At 68.6% G+C, this 23,468-nt stretch carries 25 protein-coding genes; 9 read left to right on the forward strand and 16 right to left on the reverse strand.

The window, feature by feature from the left end; translation table 11 throughout:
- Positions 1-35: 35 nt before the first annotated feature.
- The 7 genes from Pka01_RS27865 to Pka01_RS27895 all read right to left on the reverse strand — a co-directional run bounded on the left by Pka01_RS27865 (position 36) and on the right by Pka01_RS27895 (position 5,925).
- Complete coding sequence (locus tag Pka01_RS27865) at positions 36-758, reverse strand: VOC family protein (RefSeq protein WP_203885864.1); 723 nt, start codon at positions 756-758, stop codon at positions 36-38.
- A gap of 165 nt (positions 759-923) precedes the next feature.
- A complete protein-coding gene (locus Pka01_RS27870; RefSeq protein WP_203885865.1) occupies positions 924-1,334 on the reverse strand; it encodes a hypothetical protein in 411 nt (136 codons plus the stop codon).
- A 16-nt stretch (positions 1,335-1,350) separates the two neighbouring features.
- Positions 1,351-2,076: a hypothetical protein gene (locus Pka01_RS27875; RefSeq protein ID WP_203885866.1), complete on the reverse strand. Its 726-nt coding sequence runs from the start codon at positions 2,074-2,076 to the stop codon at positions 1,351-1,353.
- 355 nt (positions 2,077-2,431) lie between these two features.
- Positions 2,432-2,872: a Fur family transcriptional regulator gene (locus Pka01_RS27880; RefSeq protein WP_203885867.1), complete on the reverse strand. Its 441-nt coding sequence runs from the start codon at positions 2,870-2,872 to the stop codon at positions 2,432-2,434.
- A gap of 133 nt (positions 2,873-3,005) precedes the next feature.
- Positions 3,006-4,040 carry an ABC transporter substrate-binding protein gene (locus Pka01_RS27885; protein WP_203885868.1) on the reverse strand — a complete coding sequence of 345 codons (1,035 nt, stop codon included), beginning with the start codon at positions 4,038-4,040 and terminating at the stop codon, positions 3,006-3,008.
- A complete protein-coding gene (locus Pka01_RS27890; RefSeq protein ID WP_239115399.1) occupies positions 4,037-4,786 on the reverse strand; it encodes an ABC transporter ATP-binding protein in 750 nt (249 codons plus the stop codon). The genes Pka01_RS27885 and Pka01_RS27890 overlap by 4 nt, the downstream gene beginning before the upstream one ends.
- A gap of 35 nt (positions 4,787-4,821) precedes the next feature.
- Positions 4,822-5,925 carry a FecCD family ABC transporter permease gene (locus Pka01_RS27895; protein ID WP_203885870.1) on the reverse strand — a complete coding sequence of 368 codons (1,104 nt, stop codon included), beginning with the start codon at positions 5,923-5,925 and terminating at the stop codon, positions 4,822-4,824.
- Positions 5,926-6,080: 155 nt separating this feature from the next.
- On the opposite strand from Pka01_RS27895, the gene Pka01_RS27900 reads away from it, so the two are divergent.
- A complete protein-coding gene (locus Pka01_RS27900) occupies positions 6,081-6,584 on the forward strand; it encodes a nucleotidyltransferase domain-containing protein (protein WP_203885871.1) in 504 nt (167 codons plus the stop codon).
- 86 nt (positions 6,585-6,670) lie between these two features.
- Here the strand turns inward: Pka01_RS27900 and Pka01_RS27905 are convergent, their stop codons facing one another.
- Positions 6,671-7,609 carry an alcohol dehydrogenase catalytic domain-containing protein gene (locus Pka01_RS27905; protein ID WP_203885970.1) on the reverse strand — a complete coding sequence of 313 codons (939 nt, stop codon included), beginning with the start codon at positions 7,607-7,609 and terminating at the stop codon, positions 6,671-6,673.
- Between the two features lie 151 nt (positions 7,610-7,760).
- Between Pka01_RS27905 and Pka01_RS27910 the strand changes: the two genes are divergently transcribed.
- Positions 7,761-8,285: a TetR/AcrR family transcriptional regulator gene (locus Pka01_RS27910; protein ID WP_203885872.1), complete on the forward strand. Its 525-nt coding sequence runs from the start codon at positions 7,761-7,763 to the stop codon at positions 8,283-8,285.
- An 86-nt stretch (positions 8,286-8,371) separates the two neighbouring features.
- Here the strand turns inward: Pka01_RS27910 and Pka01_RS27915 are convergent, their stop codons facing one another.
- The 3 genes from Pka01_RS27915 to Pka01_RS27925 all read right to left on the reverse strand — a co-directional run bounded on the left by Pka01_RS27915 (position 8,372) and on the right by Pka01_RS27925 (position 11,537).
- The gene (locus tag Pka01_RS27915) at positions 8,372-8,890 is read right to left on the reverse strand and encodes a VanZ family protein (RefSeq protein WP_203885873.1); all 519 of its coding nucleotides are present in this window, start codon (positions 8,888-8,890) and stop codon (positions 8,372-8,374) included.
- A gap of 61 nt (positions 8,891-8,951) precedes the next feature.
- Positions 8,952-10,166, reverse strand: coding sequence for a cytochrome P450 (locus Pka01_RS27920; protein ID WP_203885874.1), 1,215 nt, complete (start codon positions 10,164-10,166; stop codon positions 8,952-8,954).
- A gap of 276 nt (positions 10,167-10,442) precedes the next feature.
- Complete coding sequence (locus tag Pka01_RS27925; protein WP_203885875.1) at positions 10,443-11,537, reverse strand: protein kinase family protein; 1,095 nt, start codon at positions 11,535-11,537, stop codon at positions 10,443-10,445.
- Positions 11,538-11,824: 287 nt separating this feature from the next.
- Here Pka01_RS27925 and Pka01_RS27930 point away from each other — a divergent pair, with 287 nt between their 5' ends.
- The gene (locus tag Pka01_RS27930) at positions 11,825-12,703 is read left to right on the forward strand and encodes a glycerophosphodiester phosphodiesterase (protein ID WP_239115411.1); all 879 of its coding nucleotides are present in this window, start codon (positions 11,825-11,827) and stop codon (positions 12,701-12,703) included.
- 401 nt (positions 12,704-13,104) lie between these two features.
- Here the strand turns inward: Pka01_RS27930 and Pka01_RS27935 are convergent, their stop codons facing one another.
- From Pka01_RS27935 to Pka01_RS27945, 3 genes are all read right to left on the reverse strand, one after another.
- Positions 13,105-13,923 (reverse strand): SDR family oxidoreductase, encoded by an 819-nt coding sequence (locus Pka01_RS27935; protein WP_203885876.1) that lies wholly within the window; start codon positions 13,921-13,923, stop codon positions 13,105-13,107.
- 45 nt (positions 13,924-13,968) lie between these two features.
- Positions 13,969-14,100: a helix-turn-helix domain-containing protein gene (locus Pka01_RS41645; protein WP_345338873.1), complete on the reverse strand. Its 132-nt coding sequence runs from the start codon at positions 14,098-14,100 to the stop codon at positions 13,969-13,971.
- 102 nt (positions 14,101-14,202) lie between these two features.
- Positions 14,203-15,219, reverse strand: a complete 1,017-nt coding sequence (locus Pka01_RS27945) for a phosphotransferase (protein ID WP_203885877.1) — start codon at positions 15,217-15,219, stop codon at positions 14,203-14,205.
- Positions 15,220-15,391: 172 nt separating this feature from the next.
- Here Pka01_RS27945 and Pka01_RS27950 point away from each other — a divergent pair, with 172 nt between their 5' ends.
- Positions 15,392-16,306 (forward strand): aminoglycoside phosphotransferase family protein, encoded by a 915-nt coding sequence (locus tag Pka01_RS27950; RefSeq protein WP_203885878.1) that lies wholly within the window; start codon positions 15,392-15,394, stop codon positions 16,304-16,306.
- Positions 16,307-16,319: 13 nt separating this feature from the next.
- Here the strand turns inward: Pka01_RS27950 and Pka01_RS27955 are convergent, their stop codons facing one another.
- On the reverse strand, positions 16,320-16,841 hold the full coding sequence (locus tag Pka01_RS27955; RefSeq protein WP_239115414.1) for a MarR family winged helix-turn-helix transcriptional regulator: 522 nt from the start codon (positions 16,839-16,841) through the stop codon (positions 16,320-16,322).
- 98 nt (positions 16,842-16,939) lie between these two features.
- Between Pka01_RS27955 and Pka01_RS27960 the strand changes: the two genes are divergently transcribed.
- The 5 genes from Pka01_RS27960 (at position 16,940) to Pka01_RS27980 (ending at position 22,524) form a co-directional block, all read left to right on the forward strand.
- Positions 16,940-18,259, forward strand: coding sequence for an MFS transporter (locus Pka01_RS27960; protein ID WP_203885879.1), 1,320 nt, complete (start codon positions 16,940-16,942; stop codon positions 18,257-18,259).
- Positions 18,260-18,501: 242 nt separating this feature from the next.
- Positions 18,502-19,836 carry a sensor histidine kinase gene (locus Pka01_RS27965; RefSeq protein WP_203885880.1) on the forward strand — a complete coding sequence of 445 codons (1,335 nt, stop codon included), beginning with the start codon at positions 18,502-18,504 and terminating at the stop codon, positions 19,834-19,836.
- 255 nt (positions 19,837-20,091) lie between these two features.
- On the forward strand, positions 20,092-20,535 hold the full coding sequence (locus Pka01_RS27970) for a hypothetical protein (RefSeq protein ID WP_203885881.1): 444 nt from the start codon (positions 20,092-20,094) through the stop codon (positions 20,533-20,535).
- A 55-nt stretch (positions 20,536-20,590) separates the two neighbouring features.
- On the forward strand, positions 20,591-21,853 hold the full coding sequence (locus Pka01_RS27975) for a sensor histidine kinase (protein WP_203885882.1): 1,263 nt from the start codon (positions 20,591-20,593) through the stop codon (positions 21,851-21,853).
- Positions 21,850-22,524, forward strand: a complete 675-nt coding sequence (locus Pka01_RS27980) for a response regulator (RefSeq protein ID WP_203885883.1) — start codon at positions 21,850-21,852, stop codon at positions 22,522-22,524. Before Pka01_RS27975 ends, Pka01_RS27980 begins: the two co-directional genes overlap by 4 nt.
- A gap of 3 nt (positions 22,525-22,527) precedes the next feature.
- On the opposite strand, the gene Pka01_RS27985 is transcribed toward Pka01_RS27980, so the two are convergent.
- The gene (locus Pka01_RS27985; RefSeq protein WP_308442287.1) at positions 22,528-23,412 is read right to left on the reverse strand and encodes a neutral zinc metallopeptidase; all 885 of its coding nucleotides are present in this window, start codon (positions 23,410-23,412) and stop codon (positions 22,528-22,530) included.
- Positions 23,413-23,468 lie beyond the last annotated feature (56 nt).

Raw genomic sequence — 23,468 nt, forward strand, 5'->3', positions numbered from 1 at the left:
CAGTAAGGCTCCTGGCCGCACTGAATCTGTTCGGGCTATCGCGGGGTCAGAACGCAGAACTCATGGCCATCGGGATCTGCCATGACCACCCAGCTGACGTCGCCCTGGCCGATGTCGACGCGCGTCGCCCCGAGGGCGATGAGACGGTCGACCTCCGCTTGCTGATCACCGCCGGCGGGTGGAGCGAGGTCGAAATGCGGCCGGTGCTTCCCGGTCTTCGGCGTCAGCGGCGGACCACCCCAGGTGATCTTCGGGCCGCCGTGCGGCGAGCGAATCGCGGTCTCCTGGTCCTGGTCCCAGACCAGCGGCCAGCCCAGCGCTTCGCTCCAGAAGTACCCGGTCTCCTGCGAACCGTCGCCGGAAAGGGCGCCGATGAATCCGCAGTCGGCGAGGAACTTGTTGCCCGGCTCGATGACGCAGAACTCGTTGCCTTCCGGGTCTGCCAGCACGACATGAGGATCTTCCGGACGTTGCCCGACGTCGATGTGCCGGGCGCCGAGCTCGAGCGCCCTCGCCACCGTCTGCTGTTGGTCCTCGAGAGACGTGCTCGTGAGATCGAAGTGCATGTGGTTCTGGCCGGCCTTCTGCTCCCGCGTTGGAAGAAACCGGAGCAGGAACCCGGTGTCGTCGCTCGGCAGGAGCGCGATGCCGTCGTGGGGGTCGTCGGCCGTCTCCCAGCCCAGGACGCCGGCCCAGAAGCGCGCGAGACGGAACGGGTCGTGTGCGTCGAAGCTGAGCGCGTGGAGGTGAGACGTCATTCCGCTTCGCACCTCCGATCTGCTGACTCAAAGCCGCAAAAGGCACGTCCTTCGTGCCCTCGGAGAAAATAACGCTCCGCGCTCCGTGCCCGCCACGCAATAAACAGCGCCGAGTCATGCCGGCCGTCCCCCGCCTTCCTCGCAGGCGCGCGGACAGCGACTTGATCACCGCGCCGAACGGCGGCCCCGGAGAAGGCGGGCGATCATGTTCCACGCCGTCAGCGTCACGCAGCCGGACGCGACGAAGACCAGGCACACGAAAGGTACGAAGAACCCGCCCAGCAGTCCTGGGAGCCCGGGTTGGGACAGCGCGTAGGCGTGCCGGTCGTCCCACCGCCCGGAAGGGGTGCAGATCACCCCTGTCGCGAGAGCCTTCTTCTGAGGGTGATCCAGCGTTCTGACCACCATGTGGTGCTGGGCACAGACCTGCTCGGCGGCCTGCCCTTCGCCGGCTTCGGCCCCTGACATCAGCGACCCCACCACGATCAGGGGGAGCAGTACGACGACCACGTTCCGTATGAAGAGGAGGCCGGCCTTCTGCCGCGATCGGCGCACGGGGCCGGATGCGCCATCCATCAGGACCGTCGTGGCGTCATGGGGAAACCTTCTCGATCATGGGCACGCCCTCCGCATAGCGGGTCAGGCTAACACTCGTCGAGTCTGGCACCGTCCCAGGCTGAGCATGGCCGAGGCACCTGTCAGCAATATGGACTCCAGCGGTTTTCCGGCGATATCGCGACGGTTTGAGCCGCCGGCTCCCGTCCCGCCCGCTTCCGACGACAAGCCCCGAAATCGGGATCAGGCGCCCGAATGCCGATGTTCCAAGAAACACCGCGTAATGCGAATTCCTTTTCGATAGGTACAGCATCTGTTTATCCTTTCCGAATACGCGCCTTCCTGCCCGCCGTTGTCCTCCGGCGGTAATTTCGGGAGCGCGTCGCCGACGCGCCACCCCCTGAAGCCCGAATCTCACACGGAGGAAATCTAAATTGATTTCTCGCACGAAAATCTCGGCCGCAGGTTCGCGGAGCGCGGGGCGCCTTCTCATGTGGGCGGCCGCTGCCGCCGTGGCCTGTGCGTCCGCGGGCCTGCCCACCTCGGCGGCCAGCGCCGGCACCGCGACTCCGAGCACGAGGGCGGATTCCAAGCCCGTCCTCCCGCGTCTCGACTCTACGAACATCATCAGAACGTTCACCCCCGTGCTTGCGACGCCGGAGTTGCTCACGCTCACCTCCACCACCTTCACCGCGTCGGCGCGCACAGGCATCCCATGGGTGAACGACCCGAGCAGGCCGGCGGGCTCGCGATGGGTCAACATCTCATCGGTGTTCCCGGGCTACGTGTACGACGTCTCCTTGGCGCCGGCGCCGAGTACTAATCTCTCTGTCGTCGCGGGGCCTCCAGTCGCCCTCGCCAGCCTGGATCAGTCCGGCATTCCCGTGGGCCGGCTCAGGGTCACAGTCCGAAAGGCGGACGGCAGCATCTGGTTCTCCACATGTGCCGTCTCGACCACGACGGGATCCAGCGTTCCGTTCAGCCCCGTGAACTGCACGCCGCAGGCGCCGCTCCCACCCACCGACTGATGAAGGGACCCTCGAAGTAACGGACGAGGACGGACCTGATTGCGTTCTGGATTGCGCAGACCGGTCCGTCCTCGTCGCCATTCGGGCCTGTTAGGCGGGTGGTGTCGCGGTGCTGCAGGTGGCGCAGATTCCGCTGAGTTCGACGGTGTGCTCGACCGAGTCGAATCCGGAGGCCTCGCCGACATGGTCGACCCACGCCTCCACCGCGTCCGCATCCACCGGCTGGCTGCGGCCGCAGGAGCGGCACACCAGATAGTGACGGTGCCCGCCGAACGGCCTTATCCGGTACAGCCGTTCGCCGACGTCGTCGCGTACGACATCGACCCGACCGCATGCCTCCAGCTCTCGCAGCGTGCGATAGACGGTGGTCAATCCCACCCCGAGCCCGTCGGCGGTGGTCAGCGCGTGCAACTGCTGGGCCGAGACGAAGTCCGGGCAGTCCACCAGGACATGCAGGACTGCGCCGCGCTGCCTCGTCCGGCGCCCCGTCGGCAGGGCGCGCGCCAGTTGCTCGGCATTCCGGCAGCTCATCGCGGTATCACCCCCTGAACATTCATCACCGAATCCGCCATAACACAATATATGGTAATGAATACCGTTCCCATTCGGCGCGATCGCGCAGCAGGTGCGACCCCTGAGCGATTTCCAGGTCGCGGATGCGGCTTCAGTCACCCGCGACGCGGTCGTCGAAGCGAGGGACGATCGTGGACTCCGGCACCAGATTCCAGCGTTCGAGCGCCTTGCGTATCTGTTCGGCCGCGTCGATGTTCAGGGGACCGCTGGTCCACAGGGCATACGGCAGATTGAGGAATCGTCCCTCGGTCACCGCGGGCAGCCTGTCGATGCCCGGCCGCGACTCGAGCAGTCCGACCTTCTGCTGAAAGGTCTGCGGCGGATAGTCGACGAAAACGAACGCGTCGGGGTCGGCCGCGGCGACCCGTTCCCAGGACACTCTGGTCCAGCTGTCGTCGACGTCCTCGATCGCGTTGCGGCCGCCCGCACTGTCGATGATCGCTTGCGGCGCGCCGTACCTGCCGCTGGAGAACACCGTGTCGCTCGCGCTGTCGAACACGAAGATCGTGGGCGGCCTTTCCGGGCGTGGCGCGTCCTTGAGCGCGTCCAGCCGCCGGGTGATGTCGTCGACGACCTGTTGCGCCTGCCGCGTGCGGCCGGTGATCGTGCCGAGATTGGTCAGGTCGTCGTGCAGCGCCTGCCACGGTTCGACGATCCCGCGCCGCTGGTCGTCGTGCTGCCGGCAGCTCTCCGTGAGCACATAGGGCGCGATTCCCTGCGCCCGCAGAGAGGCCGGGGTCAGTCGCGTTTCTTCGCTGTAGCCGTAGTTCCAGCCGGCGATCATGACGTCCGGCCGTTGCGCGATCACGGTCTCGCTGGACGGATACTGCGGCGCGACGACGTTCAGCCGGTCGACGACGTCGCCGTAGTGGCGGCGCAACGTGTCGGCGTCACGTTGCAGGCTCGACACCGCGACGACCTGGTCGACTGCCCCGATGGCGAGAGTCATTGCGATCATGTTGCCGTCGTTGACGAAGAGCCGCCGCGCGGGCGAGGGGAACTGCGCGCGCTCACCGCAGTTCGTGACCGTGATCGCCGCTCCGGCCGACCGCACGGGGACGGTCGCACCGCATGCGGCGAGCGAGACGGCCGCCGCGAGGGCCACGACGGGAATGGTCAGCCTCATGACATGTCCTCTGGACGGAGGGGGGTGATCAGCAGGTGCGTGTCACCCGTTACGGGATGGCGGATCGGGGTGGCGTCGACGCCGAAGACGGCGTCGACGACATCGGGTGCCAGCGCCTCGTGCGGCGGCGCGAGGGGCAGAGCGAGGCCTTCGTGCAGCACGAGAACGCGATCACAGAAGGTGGCCGCCAGCGTGAGATCGTGCAGCGCCACGACCACGGTGCGGTCGAGCCGGCGCACGAGGCGCATCAGGTGCAGCTGATGCCGTACGTCGAGGTGATTGGTCGGTTCGTCGAGCAGGAGCAGTGGAGTCTCCTGCACCAGTCCTCTGGCCAGGAGAACCCTGCGGCGCTCGCCACCGGACAGCTGGTCCACGGGCCGGTCAAGGAGATCGGCGAGCTCCACCGCGGCGAGCGCCGCCGCGACGGCGGCACGCTCGTGGGGCCCACCGCCGTGCCACGGCGGGAGGTACGGGGTCAGGCCGAGTGCCACGAGCTCACCGACGAGCAGGTCCGACGGCAGGTCCTGCTCCTGGCCGACCAGCGCGACCTTGCGTGCTCGCCGGCGGGCGCCGAGGCGGTCCAACCGGACACCGTCGACGAGGACGCGACCGGCCGCGGGTGCGCGGATCCCGGCGAGGATCCGCAGGAGCGTGGACTTTCCGCATCCGTTCGGCCCGACGATCCCGACCGTCTCCCCCTCGGCGACGTCCAACTCGACGCCCCGGAGAAGGACGCGTTTCCCCACTGAGCAGGCAAGTCCTTCGGTGAGCAGGTGGACGGTCAACCGTTCCCCCCGAAGCGATAACGCCGGCGTCCGAGCAGTACCAGAAACGCCGGTGCGCCGATCAGCCCCGATACGACACTGATCGGCATCTCAGTGGGCCGTACGAGGACGCGGGTCACCACGTCGACCCACAGCAGGAACAGGGCGCCGCACATCGCCGAGGCCGGCAGCAGGACCCGATGCCGAGCCCCGACCAGCAGCCGCGCGGCGTGCGGCACGACCAGACCGACGAAACCGATGCCGCCCGAGACCGCGACCAGCACGCCGACCAGGATCGCCAGGATGACGAACAGGGTGGTGCGCACCGCGCGGACGGGAACGCCGAGCGATGCCGCCGTATCAGGACCCGTCGCCAGCGCGTCGAGCCAGCCGCTGCCGGCGAGCAGCGCCGCGGCGACGACCCCCACGGTGATCGCCGGCAACGCCAGTTGGCGCCAGTCCGCCCCGGCCAGGCTGCCGAGCGACCAGAACAGGACGGATTGCGCCGCGGCCGGATCGGGGCTGCGGAAGACCAGGTAGCTCGCGATCGCCGAGAACGCCGAGCCGAGGACGGTGCCGGTGAGCACCAGGCGCAACGGGGTCAGCCCGCCTTGGGCGGTGGCGACGACGAACACCAGCACCGCGGCACCGAGCGCGCCGACGAGCGCGCCCCCGGACAATGCCGATGCCCCGGCCCCCGCGAACATCCCTGAGGTGATCACCGCGGTCGCGCCGACGCTCGCGCCCGAAGAGACGCCCAGCAGGTACGGATCCGCGAGTGGGTTGCGTACGAGCGTCTGCATTCCTGCCCCGGCGAGCGCGAGACCTGCGCCGACGAGCGCCGCCAGCAACGCCCGGGGCACCCGCAACTGCCACACGATGGTGTCGTAGGCGAGATCCGGAACCGGCCCGCCGGCCACCCGGCCGACGAGGACGTCGACCACCGTGCCCGGTGACAACGACTCCGCACCGAAGGCCGTCGACAGCACAAGGCTGGCGAGCAGGACGAGTGCGACCAGGAAGAAGGCCAGCGGGATGCGGAGCCGGCGCCTGCCTCGCCGCGTCACCGTGACCGGCCGCGGAGGGCTTGATCGAGCAGGCGCGAGTTCCACTGATGACACAACAGCCTCCTCGGCTACGCGACCACGCGGGAGCTCATGAAGGGAGGAGCACGGCTCCGTCCCTTCGCAGGAGAGACCTTAACGAAAATGGTTTTCATTTTCAAAATAGCTAATGTGCTCGCCCCGGCTGTGCAGCGGCGGGTACCGTCTCCGTCGTGTTCGAAGCCGCCGACGTCATCGAGATCGTCCGGATGCTCCACGACGGTGGATGCGACGTCTGGGTCGGCGGCGGCTGGGGAATCGACGCGCTCGTCGGCGAGGTCACCCGCCCCCACCGGGACCTTGACCTGATGCACGACGCCACCCGGGAGCCCACCCTGATCAAGCTTCTGGAGGACTGGGGATTCGCCGAACGGCAGGACGTCGTCCCCGGACGGCCCGCGCGGTTCGTCATGCGCCATCCCGACGGGCGGGAGCTCGACCTGCACCCGCTGACCTTCCAGCCCGACGGCTCGGCCGTCCAGCCGGCCAACGACCAGGGGGACGTCTTCCCCTATCCCGCCGGCGCCTTCACCACCGGCACGATCCTCGGCGTGACCGTCGCCTGCCTGTCGGCCGAGCAGCAGGTCCACTTCCACCAGGGCTACGAGCCGACGGACCGGGACAGGCACGACATGGCACAGCTGCGCAGGGTGTACGGCATCGCCACCCACTTCTGATTCCTGCGGGTCCCGTCGCACATCTTCGTCGTGGCGCCTCAGGCGATCCCTTGCGCGGTCACCGGGATGAGTTCATCCGGCGGTGGTCACCAGGAGTCGGCAGCAGTCAGGGCGATCTTGCCCTGCCGTGGTCCCCGTTCGGCGAGCGCGTGCGCCCGGGCCGCCTGTGCCATGGCGAACACCTCCTGCACCGGAAGGCGGAAGCGCCCTTCCTCGAAGAGCGCGGCCGCGGCGGCGAGACCGTGGTGACCGCTCGGCTCGCCGCCGAACTCGCCGAGCGAGAGGCGGACCCCGAGCCGCGGGCCGGTGAAGTCGGCGATCGTGACCACGGACGCCGCCGTCTCGGTGAGCGTGATGAGTTCGGGAAGCGAGCCGGCACCGGCCACATCGAGCGCGAGGTCGACCCGGCCGTCGTGCAGCGCGCGGACCCGCTCCGGCAGTCCCTGACCGTAGGTGGTGGGGATCGCGCCGAGCCGAGCGATGAAGGCCTGGTTCGCCGGGCTGCCCGTGCCGATCACACGGGCGCCCCGCGCGACCGCCAACTGCACGGCGACGCCGCCGACGCCGCCTGCCGCGCCGTCGATCAGCAGCGTCGCCCCTTCGCGCACGTCGAGCAGGTCGAGCGTCCGGGTCGCCGTCTCGACGCTCGTTCCGCTCGCGCCTGCCTCTTCCCACGACATCGACGGCGGTTTCGCCGCCCAGAACTTCAAAACGGCGAACTCGGCGCTCGCCCCGCCGAGCCGTGAGACGTCGACCGCACCGAACACCTCGTCCCCGACCGCGGTACCGGTGACATCCGGACCCACCTCATCGACGACTCCCGCCGCGTCGACGCCCGGAATGTGCGGCAAATCGATCTTCTCGCTCGACGGAGAGCGTCCCGCACGGAGAGCGACGTCCACCGGCGAGACCCCGGCGGCTCTGACCCTGACCCGCACTTCTCCTCTCCCCGCGTGCGGCTCGGGGAACGCGCCGACGGTGAGCACCTCGGAAGGACCGAATCGGTCGAACTGGACTGCGAACACGAGCACCTCTCCACCCTGGAGCGACAGGACCGCGCACTACCGTAAGAGCGGAAGAGGAATAGCTGTTCTGGATCGCGGCGAAGTGAGAGGCGGGCGGAGCGCATTGACTCGGAAACGCCGTTCGGACGCCGAACACAATCGAAGACGCCTCGTGGAGGTCGCGCGGGCGGCGTTCGCCGCGGACGGCCTGGACCTGCCGGTGCGTGAGATCGCCCGGCGCGCGGGCATGGGCACCGCCACGGTCCACCGGCACTTCCCCTCGCGTGCGGACCTCATCGCCGCCGTACTCGCCGAGCAGGTCACGCGGTGCGAAGAGGAGATGCGGGCCGCTCTGGCCGACCCGGATCCCCGGCGCGCGCTGCGAGGCACCATCCTCCGCTTCGCCGAACGGCAAGTGCGCGACCGCGGCCTGAACGAGGCACTGCTGGGTTCGCACGCGGCGGGAACTGCGTTCGCCGAAAAGCGCCGGGCGCATGCTGAGGCGTTCGCCCTGCTGGTGGAACGCGCACGACGTGACGGCGCCGTCCGCCGGCAGGTGTCGGTCCAGGACGCGCGCGTCGCCCTGAGGGCGATCGCCTCCTTCCGAGCCCTTCCGGCCCAGAGCGCGTCAGCAGCCATCCCGAGGCTGACGCATCTGCTGCTCGACGGCGTGCTGAGCGAGGAACAGCCGCGGTGACGGCCGGCGGGCTCGCCGACCCGATTCCGTCATGACCACCGCGGGCTCCCGATCCGCCGAACACCCTCCCCGCAGGCGCGTTCCGTTCACCTGGTGGCCCACCATCGGCGCGTGACCAGCGCCGCGAGTACGGCACCCGCCGTGTTGAGGATCACGTCGTCCACGGAGCTCACCCGGCCGAGCCGCAACACGTACTGGAGCACCTCAACGGTGAGCGAGCCCGTCGCCGCGACGGCGGCGACCGCCCCGAATGAGGCGAAGCGCGCCGAACGGACCGGGAGCATCGCACCGAGCGCGGCGAAGACGAGGAGATTGCCGCCGATCTGCACGAATGCGCCCCCCGGCGTCATCAGCGTGATCTGGTCCGCCAGGTCGACCAGGGGGACGAGATGCACAAGCTGCAAGGTCCCGGGCGTGAGGATCATCCAGATCCACGGAGCGGTCCCGGCCACGAGGACGACGTCCGCGACAGCCGTACGGAGCGGAGCGGGATGCCCCCGGCGGCCGCGCCGGCGCGCGAGGAGCAACGCGGCCAGCGCCGCGGCGGGAAGAGCCAGGACGGCCGCGATGACCACGTGTCCCCATGCGTTCCAGGCCTGGTGCACCGGATCATGATGCCAGGCCCCCCACTCCCTTGACGAAGCCGTCGCCGAGGCCCGGTCGAGGTCAGCCTCCGACGGTGACGGGCATGGCGACCGGCCGGTAGACCAGACCATCGGTCCAGGTCACCGACTCGGGCGAGATCGCCAGGCGAAGGGTGGGCCGCTGAACGACCAGAGCTCTGATCGCCTCGGTGAGCTCGACCCTGGCGAGGCTGGCGGCCAGGCACCGGTGCGGGCCGTAACCGAAGGCCACATGCGGGCTGGGCGGGTGGTCGGTGAAGCGATGGATGTCGAACCTGCCGGGGTCGGGGAACGCCTGCGGGTCGTGGTTGGCCGCGTTCAGGTTCGGCATCACGACCGTCCCCGCGGTCAGCGAGCCACTGGGCAGATCGGTGTCCGCCGTCATCCGGCGCATGAACGCGCTGGCAGGAGGCCCGTCGTAACGCAGGATCTCCTCTACGGCGGTCGCCGCAAGGGACGGGTCCGCAACCAGTTCGGCCCACTGGCCGGGATGCAGGAGCAGCCGGAAGACACCACGGCCGATCATCGACGCCGTCGTCTCGTGACCGGCCGTGATGAGCGAGAAGACGGTGTTGACCAGTTCGCCCTCTGACAGCCGGTCATCCTCGTCCCTGGCCTGGATGAGCAGGTCGATGAGGTCCCTGCCGGGCTCGGCGCGATGCTGAGCGACCAGGTCCGTGGCGTAGGCCATGAACTCGGTGTAGCCCTCGTAGCGGGCCTGCTCGGTGTGCGTGGAGGTGGTCAGGAACATGTCCGTCCACCGGACGAACTGCGCGTAGTCGTCCATCGGCACGCCGAGCATCTCGCAGATGACACGGCCGGGCAGTTGCAGCGCGTACCCCTGGACCAGATCGAAGTCGTCGTCCATGCCGTCGAGGAGTTCTTGGGCGATCTTCGCGATGCGCGGGCGCCACGGTTCGATCTGGCGTGGGGTGAAGGTGCCGTGCATGATCCGGCGGTAGCGGGTGTGGTCCGGCGGGTCCTGATTGATGAGCGCGTCCGGGTCGTCGTCGATGCCGACCCCGCTGACGAACCGGGGCAACCCCGGCAGGCGCAGGTTGCGACTGGAGGTGGGCAAGCCCAGCAAGGCCCGGACGTCCTCGTACTTGACGGCCACGGGGACGCAGTCGCCGCTCGGCATGGGCGCCGGCTCCAGCGGCCCCGACTCGCGCCTGCGGGCGTACTCCGGTGGCGGTGTGGCGAGTGGTCCCGGCACGATGTCCGGCCAAGTCCCGTTCGGATCCAGTTCGGCGGTCATCGCAACCCCTTCCGGTTCCGGGCACCCAGGGGAAGGCCCACGCGCAACGTACGAAATGTCGTGTCGACCGTCAACAGCCGAATGTGCACAACGGGAAGGGGACCGGCAGGGCCACGGAAGGGGGTAACCGGGGGTGTGGCAGTTCGTCAATCGGGCCGGCGACCTGGACCGCGTCCTACTCCACAGGTACCGACACGAGGCGCTCGCCACTGATTTCCATGAGCGGTATCTCCTGGCGCGCCGGGCGCTTTCCACTCGTCATCCGGAGTTGCTCGGCTAGCTCACGTCTGTCACCGATTGGGCAGAGAAGGCGGGGTACTCGGGCAATGGAGCCACCGCCCAGCTTCCGGCCACCTTCCGCATCAGTAGCCGCATGGTCTCCGCGAGGGCTGGAAAATCCTCGGCCACGCCCAACATCTCCCAGCGATGTCTCAGCAGTTGACGCATCGTCGGCACCGGTCGACGAGTCCGGTGCATCGGCCTGTCCTCCGTTAGAACCCGTGGCAGCAGCGCGACGGTCGCGTCCACCGTCCAAACCGCCATCGCCTGCCGCACTCCGGCCCGCCACAGCGCGTCCTCAGCCAGAATCGGGTAGGCCGTCACGATCTCCGCGCGAAAAGCATGCTCGACATCCTCCGCCAGTCCCCTCGGCAGTCTGAACACGCACCAACACGTGGAGAACGGCATACGGCAGTACGCGGCCGTCAGGAAGACCGACTGAAAACACGAGCCCTCGAAGTCGATCAGCTTCAACCCGTCGGGGGTGAGCAAATTGTTGTCCGGGCAGGTGTCGCCGGGAGTGAACGCCGAATACTCCTTTCTGACCGCCCGCCCGATCTCAGCCAGCTCTTCCGCCAACCCGTACGGCACCGGAACTTCGGCACGGTCAAGCAGTACGAGCAGATCAGCAGCGGCCTGCTCGATCCAGGGCTCGTCCTCCCACGAGGGGACGCCCTTGTCGTAGCGCTCCCGTATCCGGGCGAGATCGGCGCGCCTGCCCACCGACTCGGCAGCCAACCGTCCAAGCCCGCGGGCCCACGCCAGCAGGCCCTTCCTGGCGGCTTCCGGATCGTCCCCGAGCAACACATCCGCCAACGTCGGCGCCCGGCCGAGGTCAGTCATCACCAGGAGCGGCACATCGACGTCCACTCCCAGCAGTTCAGGACCCGCCAACCGCAACGAGAGCCCCGCCGCCTCGGACGCGAACGAGCGCAGTCCCTGCGGCTCCGTGGAGTACGACTTGACGATCACGCTGCCACCGGAGGCCATGTGGCAGCGAAGCACAGTGCTGCGCGGGTTGCCGCCGAGGTCGACCGGATTGAACAGCTCGCTGCCCAACAGGTCGCCTGCGGCCTGCAGGATCTGCTCCATTTCGGGCATCCTGCCACGGATCCTTCAGCGGTGGACGCGACAGCGGATGCGGGTCACCCCCGGCCGACCTTCGAGCTCCCTGACCGTCGATGCCGCAGGCAGGGACTCCCCAAGAACCCGGCACGATCTGCCCTTGTCGGCGGACCATTGGGACTGGGGTGACAAGAGTTGGCCATGCGACGCTCGGATGCCCCCCTGCCGGGATATCAACGGGGTACCGGTTTGTCACCGAAGGTCACGATCAACCGTAATGTCCAGCCAGGCCAAGCCGTACGGGGAGAGTTGCGTTGCGCCGAGTCGGCCTCGTCATCACGACCATCCTGGCTGCCATGGCGGTGGCCACGACCACTGCGGCGGCCGATCCCTCCGTCGTGGTCAGCGCGGCCCACCGCGGTGCGTCGGCGTACGCGCCCGAGAACACCATCGCCGCCTTCAAACTGGCCGCAGGGCAGGGCGCGGACATGTTCGAACTCGACGTGCAGGAGACCCGGGACCACGAGTTGGTCCTCATGCACGACACGACCGTGAGCCGCACCACCGACGCGGAGACGGTCTTCCCCGGTCAGAGCCCCTGGAAGGTCGGCGACCTGACCTTCTCGCAGATCCGCCGGCTCGACGCCGGCTCGTGGTTCGGCTCGGACTTCCGGAACGAACCGGTGCCCACCCTCGGCGAAACGTTGAGCGCGATGCAGGCGAGCGGTCTCGGCCTACTGCTGGAGATCAAGGCCCCGCACCTCTACCCGGGCATCGAGGCACGAGTCGCGGACGAGCTGCGCCGCAATCCGTTGTGGCTCAGCGGGAACCGGGTCGTCGTGCAGTCGTTCGACTGGGACTCCATGCGTGTCTTCCACGAGGAACTCCCCCAGGTGCCGATCGGCCTGCTCGGCACACCGAGGATCGAGGAGCTCGACGACCTCGCGACGTTCGCCGACGAGATCAACCCGCCGTACGCCGATGTCACCCCCTCCTACGTCAGAAGCATCCACGACGAAGGCATGCAGATCTTCACCTGGACCCTGGACGACCCGGACGACATGCGACGAATGATCTCCTACGGCGTGGACGGCGTCATCACCAACAAGCCAGATGTGCTGAGCGACCTGGACGCCACCCCGAACCGGCGCACCGGCCGCGGGAAGGCAGAGGACAGAGCCTCGAAGAGCTGACCACCACGGCCGAAACTCCACTTCAGCGCGCGAATAACCACATGCCCTTCCAACGGCGTCGATGCGAGACTGCCTGAATGTCCTCCGCGGAACTCAGCGAACCCGAGTATCTCCGCCACATCGAGCATCTGGCCCGCGAGGTGGTCGCTGCCGCGGCAGATGAGGGCTGGCTTGCTCATGGAGACAGTTCGGCAGAACTCACGCCGCTTCAACAGGTGATCAGCCAGATCAACGATCGAATCCGCCACTACCACTTCGCCGGAGACGGGTGCATCGACGACCCTGGGCCCACGCCCAACTGCCCCCGGCGAGAGCACTCCATCCCCGGGATGATCGCCAGGCTTCCTCTTCACCGCCGCCCGCATCCCCAGACCTCTGCGAGCCGTTTCAGCAGCCGGAACTCACTTCACGAACTCCCGAGCACCGCGCAGCCTGGTCGACAGATGCCGCTGAGTCAGGCCGCAGTCCAACCGCACATCGATCGGCCCAGGCAAGTCGGTGTCGGCGCGACGGCCTGTAGACAGCCGAGTCGGATCCAATCCATCACGCTGCGCGATGAGACATCCAAGTTCATATCGACTCACCGCATCTGTCCCGGCAACGTGATGGATCCCCGCGCGATCAGAGTTCGCCAACTCCAGGAGGGCCGCTGCCAGGTCACTCACATGCACAGGGCAGCGCACATCGTCGGTGAACAGCACCCCGCGCATGCCGTCCGTAGCCAGTGAGTGCACCAGGCGTTCGTGAGGAGAGCCGCCGTCACCGATGATCAGCGACGTCCGTGCGATCACCGCCGCGGGATCGATGACCTGCACCGCCGTCTCCGCGGCCGCCTTGGCCGCTCCGTACGGAGAAACCGGATCGGGGACACAGTCCTCGGTATAAGTGATCGCCTTACCGGAGAAGACGGTGTCGCTGGACACATGCACCAGGCGTCCGCCTGTGCCGGAGACTGCGACGGCCACGTGCGCGGCGCCCAGGGCCGTCGTCTCCCAGTCCGATTGCCGGTAGGCCGCGTTGATGACGACGTCAGGGCCGAACCCGCCGATCACGTCGACCACGGCCGTACGGTCACGAAGATCAAGCGGCAGCCATTCGACTCCTGCTGCCGTGCCCGGCCGAGTCAGATAGGTCGCAGCCACGACATGGCCGTCCGACGCGGACCGCCGCACGAGTTCGTTGCCGAGGAAGCCGCTGCCGCCCACGATGAGGATCCTCATGAGCTGTGACCGTAGTGGATGGCTCAGAGCCCAGACCCGCGCGGCTCAGCTCACCTCGCGCAAGGGGTGAAACTGGACGCTCAGCCGCATCTCCAGAGCCTCCGCGAACCGCTCCAGCATCGGGATGGTCGGCATCGTTCCCCCTGCTTCGAACCGTGCCACCGCCGGCTTCTTCAGCCCTGCTCGCTCACGATCAGTCCGAGGCGTGGCCCAGGGGTGATCGCGAAAGGGTGTGCGGGATGCCGGGCATCCCTCCGCGCAAGGCCGCGGACCCGGGGATCAGTCCCGGCTGGACTCGAGATAGCCGGTCAGATACGTCAACGACGCGGCGACGTCCGCACCCGCGCCATGCGGCCGGCGCAACTCGTCGACGAAGATGGCGATGTCGGCGAGCAGCCACCACAGGGGATAGAGGGCAAGGCCGGCCGGCGTGAGGGCCCGGCCGGTGGCCCGGGTGTATCGGACCAGTACGTCGTCCACATCATCAGCCGGGGCGTCTCCGAGCATGCGGGCGAGCGCGGGGGTCAGCATCCACAGGTCCCGCTCCGGCGGAGCGATCTGCACGGTTCCCCAGTCGATGAGCCGGAGTCCGGCTGGAGTGCGCATGACGTTGCCGGGGTGCGGTTCGCCGTGGGTGACCACCCAGGCCGCCGAAGTGTTCCGTACCTGGTCGACCCGGTGGTCGAAGTCGGCGAGCCATCGCCGGACCTGACCGCTGTGAATCGACAACAACTTGTGGGCGGGCCCGGCGTACGGCCCGCCGGCCCATTCCCGATCGAGATCCCGCAGCGCCTCCTCCAGCCCGTCCCGGCCGGGCAGCACCAGGTCGGCCCGTGGTGCGGTGGCCGCCGCGATCGTGGTCGCATCGTGCAACCGGGCCAGCAGGTCGACGACCTGGGCACGGTCCTCGGGGCGATGCGGGCCGAAGTCCCCGGTCTCACCCCCCACCATCGGAAACACCGAGAGGGCGTACCGCGAGGTCAGCCGCCGGACCGCGGCGTCGGTCGAGGTCACGACGGGCGCGAGGACGAAGTCGAGCCTCGCCTCCCGGCGCAGGGCCAGGGCGGTCGAGAACGATCGGCCGAGTCGGTCGAACGCATCATCACGGCCGGCCTCGTCGGCGCCGAGATCGTCGACCTTGACGAACCAGGCCGTGCCACGATGATCCAGCACGGACCAGTGGAAACTGCCCGCGCCCACCGGGAGATACTCAACCGAGCGGGACTCGATTCCCCAGCCCTCCGTCAGCGCCGCCGTCAGTTCCGCCTCGGTCAACCCCGCCGGCCTGTCTCTCATGCGCCGGAATTCCGCTCACTCGCTGCCTGCGGCCACTCCCCCGCACCCGCGACGATCTCCATGGCGGTCAGCGTACCCACCGGTTGCGGTGTGACATTCCCCGGCGGCGACCCCGCGCGCCCGCGTCCGAAGGCCGGGTCCGGGCGAAATCGTGTTGCGGGACGAGACCGGGATGCGGAACGCTCCCGGCGTGAAGATGCACGACGACCAACTGACGGTGTCACCGGAGACGGTCCGCGCATTGGTGGACGAGCAGTTCCCCGAGTGGCGGGGCCTGCCCGTCACGGGCCTCGCCGCCCATGGGACGGTCAATGCCATCTTTCGCATCGGCGAGAGGTTCACGGCTCGGTTCCCGCTGCAACCCGGGCAGGTCGACGTGACGCGACGATGGCTCGAGTCCGAGGCGGAAGCCGCTCGCGAGCTGAGTGGTCACACGCGGTTTCCCACACCGGAGCCGGTCACGCTCGGCGAACCCGGCGCGGGATACCCACTGCCGTGGTCGGTGCAGACGTGGCTGCCCGGCGCCGTGGCCACCGACGAGGACCCAGGCGGATCCATCGCGTTCGCGCACGACCTCGCCGATCTCATCACGGAGTTGCGTGCGATCGACACGCGTGGCCGCGTGTTCGCCGGCAGAGGACGGGGAGGCGACCTTCGTTCTCACGACGCGTGGATGGAGACCTGTTTCACGCGCAGCGAGGAGCTGCTGGACGTTCGCCGGCTTCGCCGGATGTGGCAGGACCTTCGGAGTCTGCCGCGCGAGGCGGCCGACGTGATGACCCATGGTGATCTCATCCCGGGCAACGTGCTCGTGTCCGCCGGTCGGCTGGCCGGGATCCTCGACGTCGGCGGCTTCGGAGCGGCCGACCCCGCTCTCGATCTCGTGGGTGCCTGGCACCTGCTCGAGACCGGGCCGCGGCAGGTCCTCCGTCGGGACCTCGATTGCGGCGACCTCGAATGGGAGCGGGGCAAGGCGTGGGCCTTCGCGCAGGCGATGGGGCTCGTCTGGTACTACCTCGAAACCAACCCGGCGATGAGCCGGATGGGCCGGCGCACCCTGGAACGCATCGTGGCGGACGAGTCCTAGCCGGGGGCCTGCCTCAGAGGTCGGCGAAGGCCGCCAGCAACGTGCGCAGCAACGCGGCCAGTTCGGTGCGCTGCCGCTCCGGCAGCCGGCTCAGCACCGCCGCCTGCTCCGCCAGGCCCGCGCCGACCGCCCCGTCGACCACTTCCCTGCCTTTCGCGGTCAGCCGCGCCCGAAGCGCCCGGCGGTCGCCAGGGTCGGGCACCCGCTGGACCAGGCCCGCACGCTCCAGCTTGTCGAGCCGGCCCGTCATGCCGCCGCTGGTGAGCATCAGCGTCGCCGACAGCCGACTGGGCGACAACGTGTACGGCTCGCCGGCACGACGCAGCGCCGCGAGCACGTCGAACTCCCCCCGGCCGATGCCGAAACGGGCATACGACTCCTCTACCCGGTCCCCCATCTGACGGGCGATCCGGTAGATCCGGCCGAACACCTCCATCGGGAGCGTGTCCAGCTCGGGGCGCTCGACGGCCCACTGCTGGACGATCGCGTCCACCTCGTCGGCGTCGATCGGGTCTGAACCGCGCTCCTGCGCCATGCGCTCAGTGTGCCATGTCCCACAGTCGCTCAATTACTTAGCACTAAGTATCTTAGTAGTAAGTTAGTTAGCGGCTAATGATTTCGGGAGGAACCAGCATGGTCAGGCGGAACCCTGGTGAGCTCGCCTTGGTGACGGGCATGACGATCGACGCGCTCGGCTCGGGGATGTACGTGCCCTTCTCGCTGATCTTCTTCCAGCGGGTCACCGGCCTCCCGCTCACGGTGATCGGAGTCGTCCTGACCGTCGCCGGCCTCGCCGGCATGGCGCTCCTCCCGCTCGCCGGCGCCGCCGTCGACTGCTTCGGCGCCCGCCGGATGCAGCTGATCGGGTACGCGGTCCGCGGCCTGGGCTTCGTGGCGTACCCCTTCGCGACGTCGCTGCCGGCTTTCGCGGCCGTCGCGCTGTTCACCGCCGCCGGCGACCGCGCGTTCCCCGCCATCCAGCAGTCACTGGTGGGCGAGATCGCCACCGGCGCCGACCGCGACCGGCTCAACGCGCTGGGCCGCAGCCTGCGCAACGCCGGCCTCGGCGCCGGTGGCCTGCTCGCGGCACTCATCGTCGGGCTGGCCGGCGACACCGGGTTCGTCATCACCGCCTGGCTCAACGCCACGAGCTTCCTCGTCGCGGCACTGATCGCACGGCGACTGCCGCGCCGGGCCCCGGCCGCCGCCGTGAACGCCGCTCCCAGTGCCGGCCCGAAGACCGCCGCCGGCTACCGTGCCGTCCTCGCCGACCTGCCGTTCCTGAGCCTCACCGGAGCGAACTTCCTGATCGCGCTCGGCTACTCGGCCCTGTCCCTGCTGCTGCCCGCGTACGCCGTCACCGTGCTGCACGCCCCGGCCGCGACGACCGGCGGACTGTTCGCCGTCAACACCGCGCTCTGCGCGCTCGGCGGGGTGCCGGTGTCCCGATGGGCCCGGCGGATCGGCCGGCGTTCTCGGATCGCGGCCACCGGCGCCGCCGTCTTCGCCCTGTCGTTCCTCGGGTTCGCACTCATCGGGATGGTCCGCCCCGGCAGCGTCGCCGTACTGGTCGTCGTGCTGGTGGGGATGATGATCCTGTACACCGCCGGCGAACTGATCCACAGTCCGGCCGCGAGCACGCTGGCGATCGAGGCCGCACCGGCCGAGCTGCGCGGCCGGTACCTGGCGTCGTACCAGTTGTCCTGGTCGCTGTCCGCCGCACTCGCCCCCTCGATCTTCACCGGCCTGCTGGCCGTCGACGGATCGCTGCCCTGGCTGTTCCTGATCGGCTCGGCGCTGACCGGCGCCGCCATCCTGCTCCGCTTCGAACGCCGCCGGGTCACGGCGGGCGGGACCGACATCGCACCGTCCGCCGACACAGCGCGTCCGCCGACCGCCGCGACATCGGAGGGCCGGCCGTCGAAGGTCGCGCTCACTTCACCGCGCTCTTGACAATCCCCCGGCGAACCGTGAAGCGGGCACGTAGCGCAAAGGGGTGTCATCAGCCGACAAATACCCGTATGGATCCTGACCTGCGCCGTCAAGTGGGTGTAAGGATTCCTGTCCGACTCTATGGCGACTCTCCATCGTGGAGATCAACGCCAAGGGGGATCATGACTGGCCGACGGCAGGGGCCGGTCACGCGTCGGCGCCGGCCGTTATGGCGTTCCATCCGCGCTCGTTACGCCCTCATCGTGGGTTCACTGTTCCTGATCGTTCTCACCCTGGTGGGTGCCTTCGTCGACGGCTGGATCCGGAGCAAGATCGATGGGGACGTCTTCCGCGACACGCGTCACGCCACCTTCGCCTGGGCCGATGCGATGCGGCCCGGCTACGTGCCGCCGACCGAGTCGATAGGTCACGTCGACTATGTCCAGCTCATCGACGACCAGGGACGCGTGGTGGCCTCCAACGCCGCGGCGGCGGGCAAGCCTCCGCTGACCACGGTCCGCCCTCCCCCTGACGACCGGATCCTGAACCTCATCGAATACCCCTCGTGGGACGACAGGAGCCTCCTGGTCACGGCCATGCGGCTCAGCCCGCAGGCCTCCTACCTGGTATGGAACGGTCGGCCCCACTACGTCTACGTCGGCGTCGAGGAACCCCCCGGCCTGGCCAAGCACTATCTGGAGATCGGCATCGGGGTCGCGGTTCTCTTCGCCTCCGCCATCGCGACCTGGGCCACCTGGGTGGTGGTGGGCCGGACCCTGCGCCCGGTGAAGGCGATCAGCGAGCGGATGCGCGTGGCCACGGCGAGCGACCTGAGCCTACGGGTCCCGACGCCGCCCGGCGATGACGAGATCGCGCAACTCGCGCGCAACTCGAACCAGTACCTCGAACGGCTGGAGGAGGCGGTGACCGCTCAGCGGCGCTTCGCCTCCGTGGCCTCTCACGAGCTCAGGTCTCCGGTCGCCGCTCTGCACGCCCAACTGGACGAGGCGCTGACCTACCCCCAGGAAGTGGATCCGCACGAGACCATGCAGACGGCCCTGCGCACCACGGAACGCTTCCAGGCGATCATCGACGACCTGCTGGCCTACACCCGGGTCAAGGAGACCCGCACCTCCGCCGCCGAGCCGCTCGACCTCTCGGTCCTTCTTCAGGAGGAGACGGCCGCCCTTCCCTCCGGCACGCCGGTACGGCTCGATGCGACGTGCCACCCCACCGTCCTCGGCAGCCGGGTGCAACTGGCCGGCGTCCTGCGCAACCTTCTGACGAACGCGCAGCGCCACGCCGCCTCTCGCGTCGACGTCACAGCGGAGTGCACCGGAGAGCAGGCCGTCGTGACGGTGCAGGACGACGGCGCGGGCATCGCGCCGGAGGACCGCGAACGGGTCTTCGAGCCCTTCGTCCGTCTGGAGGAGGGGCGGCGCCTGGATCCCGGGGGCGGTGGGCTCGGCCTGGCCCTTTCCCTCGAGACGGTCAACGCTCACGGGGGGTCCCTGACGATCGAGGACTCACCGAGGGGGGCACGGTTCGTGTTCCGTCTGCCGGTTGTGAACGCGGACCGGGAGCCGGCACGGCCGTAGCCTGTCGATCTCGACACAGCCGGCCTCTGTTCCCTTTGATGCGGGCGCTGCCGCCGGGTTGAACGCCCAGGCCGGCGCCGCGGCGCAACCCCGGACGACGACGCTCGCCGAGCGCGGATCAACCGATCGGTGGATCGGCTCAACCGTCCGGTGGGGCGACCGGTTCAGCCGCTGCCTCGGGAGATCGGGCGATGTGCGACCTGCCGGGCGATTGCGAGGCTGAAGCCCGTAACCCCCGACAGGAAGAGCTCACCGATGAACGCCAGAATCGCACCCCCCGCCACGATCCCCGGCGAAGCCCTGAACCACCCGCGCAGCCTCGCGGCGTTCCGCACGTTGAAGCTCGCCGTTGGCGGCTACACCGGCTTCAGCCTGCTCACCCTCGTGGCCGTCTACCTGCTGCGCCACAACTCCGCACTGGTGAACGACACGGCATGGATACGCGGCGGGATCGTCGCCCTCACCTCCCTGCTGATGCTCTCCTTCGCGACCGGCACCGCCCGTGGCCGCCGCCGCGCATACCTGCGGTTGCGAATCGCGTCAGCCCTCATGCTGGTGTCCATCGCGGCCCTCGTCGCGCTCCCCGGGCTCCTGCCGGCGTGGATGAGGATCGAGCAAGGCGTCTGCGGACTGCTCCTCGCGGGCGTCGTCGCGATCGCCAACGGCAGGCACCTGCGCACGATGTTCGCCACCGAGTAGAACACGACGATGCGGCTAGATTGTCCGATTAGAAAGACCTACGGTGGAGGCCCGCATGAGTCGTCCGGTACCGCCTCGGTCCGTGGTGGTGACCACCCTGCCGTACGTGCTGCTGGCGATCCTGGTCGTCGTCACCGTCGCCGGCAAGCACTCGGCGGGCCCATCCCTGTTCATCGATCTGGCTCTGTGCGCGCTGGCCGCGGCGTGGATGCTATGGATCTTCACGCTGCATCCCGCCTGGCGGCAGCGCCTGCCGGTCATGGCGGTGTTCTTCGTCGGGCTGACCGCGATCATGACGATCCTGGTGATCAGGGACCCGTGGTTCGGATTCTTCACGGCAGCCGGATACATCTACGCGTTCAGGATTCTGAGCTGGCCTTGGCTGCCCGTCGGCGTCGCCGCGGTGGCGATGGTGTCGGGCACGGCGCAGTCGTACGGCGTCGACAGGACGACCCCCCTCGGCCTGATCACGTATGTCGCCGTCATGGCCGCGAACGTGATCCCCATGGTCGCCTTCGCCTGGTTCGTACGGCGCAGCGCCCGGCAGAGCGACGAACGCGATCGCGCACTCGAAGAGACACGCCACGCGAACCGCAGGCTGGAAGCGACCCTGGCGGAGAACGCGGCCCTGCACGAGCGACTACTGGCACAGGCAAGAGAGGCCGGCGTGAACGACGAGCGGCAGCGAATGGCACGGGAGATCCACGACACCCTGGCCCAAGGGCTCACCGGCATCATCACCCAACTCCACGCGGCCGAACACGCCGCCGACGACCCCGCGGCATGGCGCAGGCACATCGAGGCCGCGACGGCACTCGCCAAGGAGAGCCTGTCCGAAGCGCGGCGATCGGTCCACGAGCTGCGTCCAGAACCTCTGCGGACGGCACGGCTCAGCGAGGCACTGGCGAACGTGGCCGAACGCTGGTCGTCGCTCCACGACGTACCCGTCCAGGTCACCACGACCGGTACGGCACGACCACTGCGCCCGGAAGCGGAAGTCGCACTCCTCAGAACAGCACAGGAGGCCTTGACCAACGTGGCCAAACACGCACGCGCGACCAGAGTCGGCGTGACACTCTCCTACATGGAGCACCAGGTCGCCCTCGACGTACGCGACGACGGCGCCGGCTTCGACCCGGCGCGGATCCACGAGGACACCACCGACGATCCCCGCGAAGACCGCGGCGGGTTCGGGCTTATCGCGATGCGCCAGCGAATCGAAGGCCTGTCGGGAACCCTGCAGATCGAATCCGAGCCGGGCACCGGCACCGGAATCTCCGCCTGCGTCCCCGCCGAACCTGTGCGGATCCCCGCATGAGCCGCCCGGGCACCGCGATCAAACTGCTGATCGCCGACGACCATCCCGTCGTCAGAGACGGCCTGAGCAGCATGTTCGCCCGCGAACCGGGATTCGAGGTGATCGGCCAGGCCTCTGACGGAGGCGAAGCGGTCCGCCTCGCCGAGACCCTCCGTCCAGACGTCATCCTCATGGATCTGCGCATGCCCGGCATGGACGGAGTGACCGCGATCAGAGAACTCGCGGAACGTGGCAGCAGCGCACGCGTGCTGGTGCTGACCACCTACGACACCGACAGCCACGTGCTCCCCGCGATCGAAGCGGGCGCCACCGGCTACCTGCTCAAAGACGCCCCCCGCGACGAACTCCTCCGCGCGGTCCAGGCCACGGCTCGAGGCGAGGCGGTGCTCGCCCCCTCGGCCGCGGCCCTTCTGATGAGCCGGTTGCGCTCCTCCGCCCCGGGACCGGCCACCGCCACCCCCGGGCCCCTGAGCCAGCGAGAACTCGAAGTCCTCCAGTTGGTGGCTGCCGGGTCCACCAACCGGGAGGCGGCGGCCAAACTGTTCATCACCGAGGCCACCATCAAGACCCACCTGCTGAACATCTACGCCAAACTCGGCGTGAGCGACCGCGCCGCCGCCGTCAGCGAGGCGTTCAACCGCGGACTGCTCGTCCCGCGGACACCGAGATGACTGTCAGGTGACCTTGCTCTTCGGGCTCGTCCATGTGTCGCACGCCCCCGGCCTGCCCGAGTTGAATCCCTTTTCCGTCCACTTCAGTCGCGTGGGCTGACGACCGTGATCGTGCGCGAACGGATCGTTGACGATGCCCATGAACAGGTAGCGGTACTGCTGCCACGGGGGCATCTCACGGCGCATCGCCTTCAGTGCCGCTCCGGCGAAGCATTCGGCCTGCAATTCGGTACGCCTCGTCAACAGGTCCACCGTCGCTCGCTTGGCGCCCCTGCCCTCCAGGGCCTCGTAACTCAGGATGTGCGTCAAATACTGAACGTGGTGACCGTACTCGTGACTGATCGTCTTGGACACGAAGGCGGCTGCCAGGGGGTTCCGCAGCAGGTCGTTGGGGACCAGCATGTAGTAGGTGGTGGTCCCGCCGCAGTAGGCCCCGGTGTCGTTCTTCTTGGGCATCAGCCCGCAGATCGGATCGCGCACACGGCGCTGGACGAACTTCCGTTCGGGCTTGGTGAAGAACATGTTCTCCGCCTTGAACGAGCCGGCCCAGATCCGATCCAGGCAGTTCGAAACAGACCCCATGTACTTCTTCATGGACCGCCAACTGCCTGACCTGGGCGCGGGGATCTTGCAACTCCCCTTCAGCCGGGGTGCGGCATAGAGCGGACTGTCGACCACGGCGGCGCGGCCCCAGGGCACGCTGCGCCAATCCGGGATCACCGGTGCCGAGGCGGAGGGGGAAGCCGAAGGGGACGGCGTGACAGCGGGAGGAGTCATGGACGTCCGCGGAGCCGCGAGGGGAATCGACGAGGGCGCCGCGGGGGCGGCCGGTGCACACGCGGCCAGGAGGAGAACGCAGACGGTCAAGCGCCGGGAGAGGCGAAGCATTTGCGGATCTTATCGACGAACACCCACAAAACATCCGCCATTTAAAAGGCCTCAAT

This window comes from Planotetraspora kaengkrachanensis (genome assembly GCF_016862895.1).
Lineage (GTDB): Bacteria > Actinomycetota > Actinomycetes > Streptosporangiales > Streptosporangiaceae > Planotetraspora > Planotetraspora kaengkrachanensis.

Excerpts from the sequence above, each read along its gene's own strand:
- Pka01_RS27865 (WP_203885864.1), bottom strand. The coding sequence starts at position 758 with ATGACGTCTCACCTCCACGCGCTCAGCTTCGACGCACACGACCCGTTC.
- Pka01_RS27870 (WP_203885865.1), bottom strand. The coding sequence starts at position 1,334 with ATGGATGGCGCATCCGGCCCCGTGCGCCGATCGCGGCAGAAGGCCGGC.
- Pka01_RS27875 (WP_203885866.1), bottom strand. The coding sequence starts at position 2,076 with ATGTTGACCCATCGCGAGCCCGCCGGCCTGCTCGGGTCGTTCACCCAT.
- Pka01_RS27880 (WP_203885867.1), bottom strand. The coding sequence starts at position 2,872 with ATGAGCTGCCGGAATGCCGAGCAACTGGCGCGCGCCCTGCCGACGGGG.
- Pka01_RS27885 (WP_203885868.1), bottom strand. The coding sequence starts at position 4,040 with ATGAGGCTGACCATTCCCGTCGTGGCCCTCGCGGCGGCCGTCTCGCTC.
- Pka01_RS27920 (WP_203885874.1), bottom strand. The coding sequence starts at position 10,166 with ATGACCGCCGAACTGGATCCGAACGGGACTTGGCCGGACATCGTGCCG.
- Pka01_RS27925 (WP_203885875.1), bottom strand. The coding sequence starts at position 11,537 with ATGGAGCAGATCCTGCAGGCCGCAGGCGACCTGTTGGGCAGCGAGCTG.
- Pka01_RS27935 (WP_203885876.1), bottom strand. The coding sequence starts at position 13,923 with ATGAGGATCCTCATCGTGGGCGGCAGCGGCTTCCTCGGCAACGAACTC.
- Pka01_RS27945 (WP_203885877.1), bottom strand. The coding sequence starts at position 15,219 with ATGAGAGACAGGCCGGCGGGGTTGACCGAGGCGGAACTGACGGCGGCG.
- Pka01_RS27950 (WP_203885878.1), top strand. The coding sequence starts at position 15,392 with ATGCGGAACGCTCCCGGCGTGAAGATGCACGACGACCAACTGACGGTG.
- Pka01_RS27955 (WP_239115414.1), bottom strand. The coding sequence starts at position 16,841 with ATGGCGCAGGAGCGCGGTTCAGACCCGATCGACGCCGACGAGGTGGAC.
- Pka01_RS27960 (WP_203885879.1), top strand. The coding sequence starts at position 16,940 with ATGGTCAGGCGGAACCCTGGTGAGCTCGCCTTGGTGACGGGCATGACG.
- Pka01_RS27970 (WP_203885881.1), top strand. The coding sequence starts at position 20,092 with ATGAACGCCAGAATCGCACCCCCCGCCACGATCCCCGGCGAAGCCCTG.
- Pka01_RS27975 (WP_203885882.1), top strand. The coding sequence starts at position 20,591 with ATGAGTCGTCCGGTACCGCCTCGGTCCGTGGTGGTGACCACCCTGCCG.
- Pka01_RS27980 (WP_203885883.1), top strand. The coding sequence starts at position 21,850 with ATGAGCCGCCCGGGCACCGCGATCAAACTGCTGATCGCCGACGACCAT.
- Pka01_RS27985 (WP_308442287.1), bottom strand. The coding sequence starts at position 23,412 with ATGCTTCGCCTCTCCCGGCGCTTGACCGTCTGCGTTCTCCTCCTGGCC.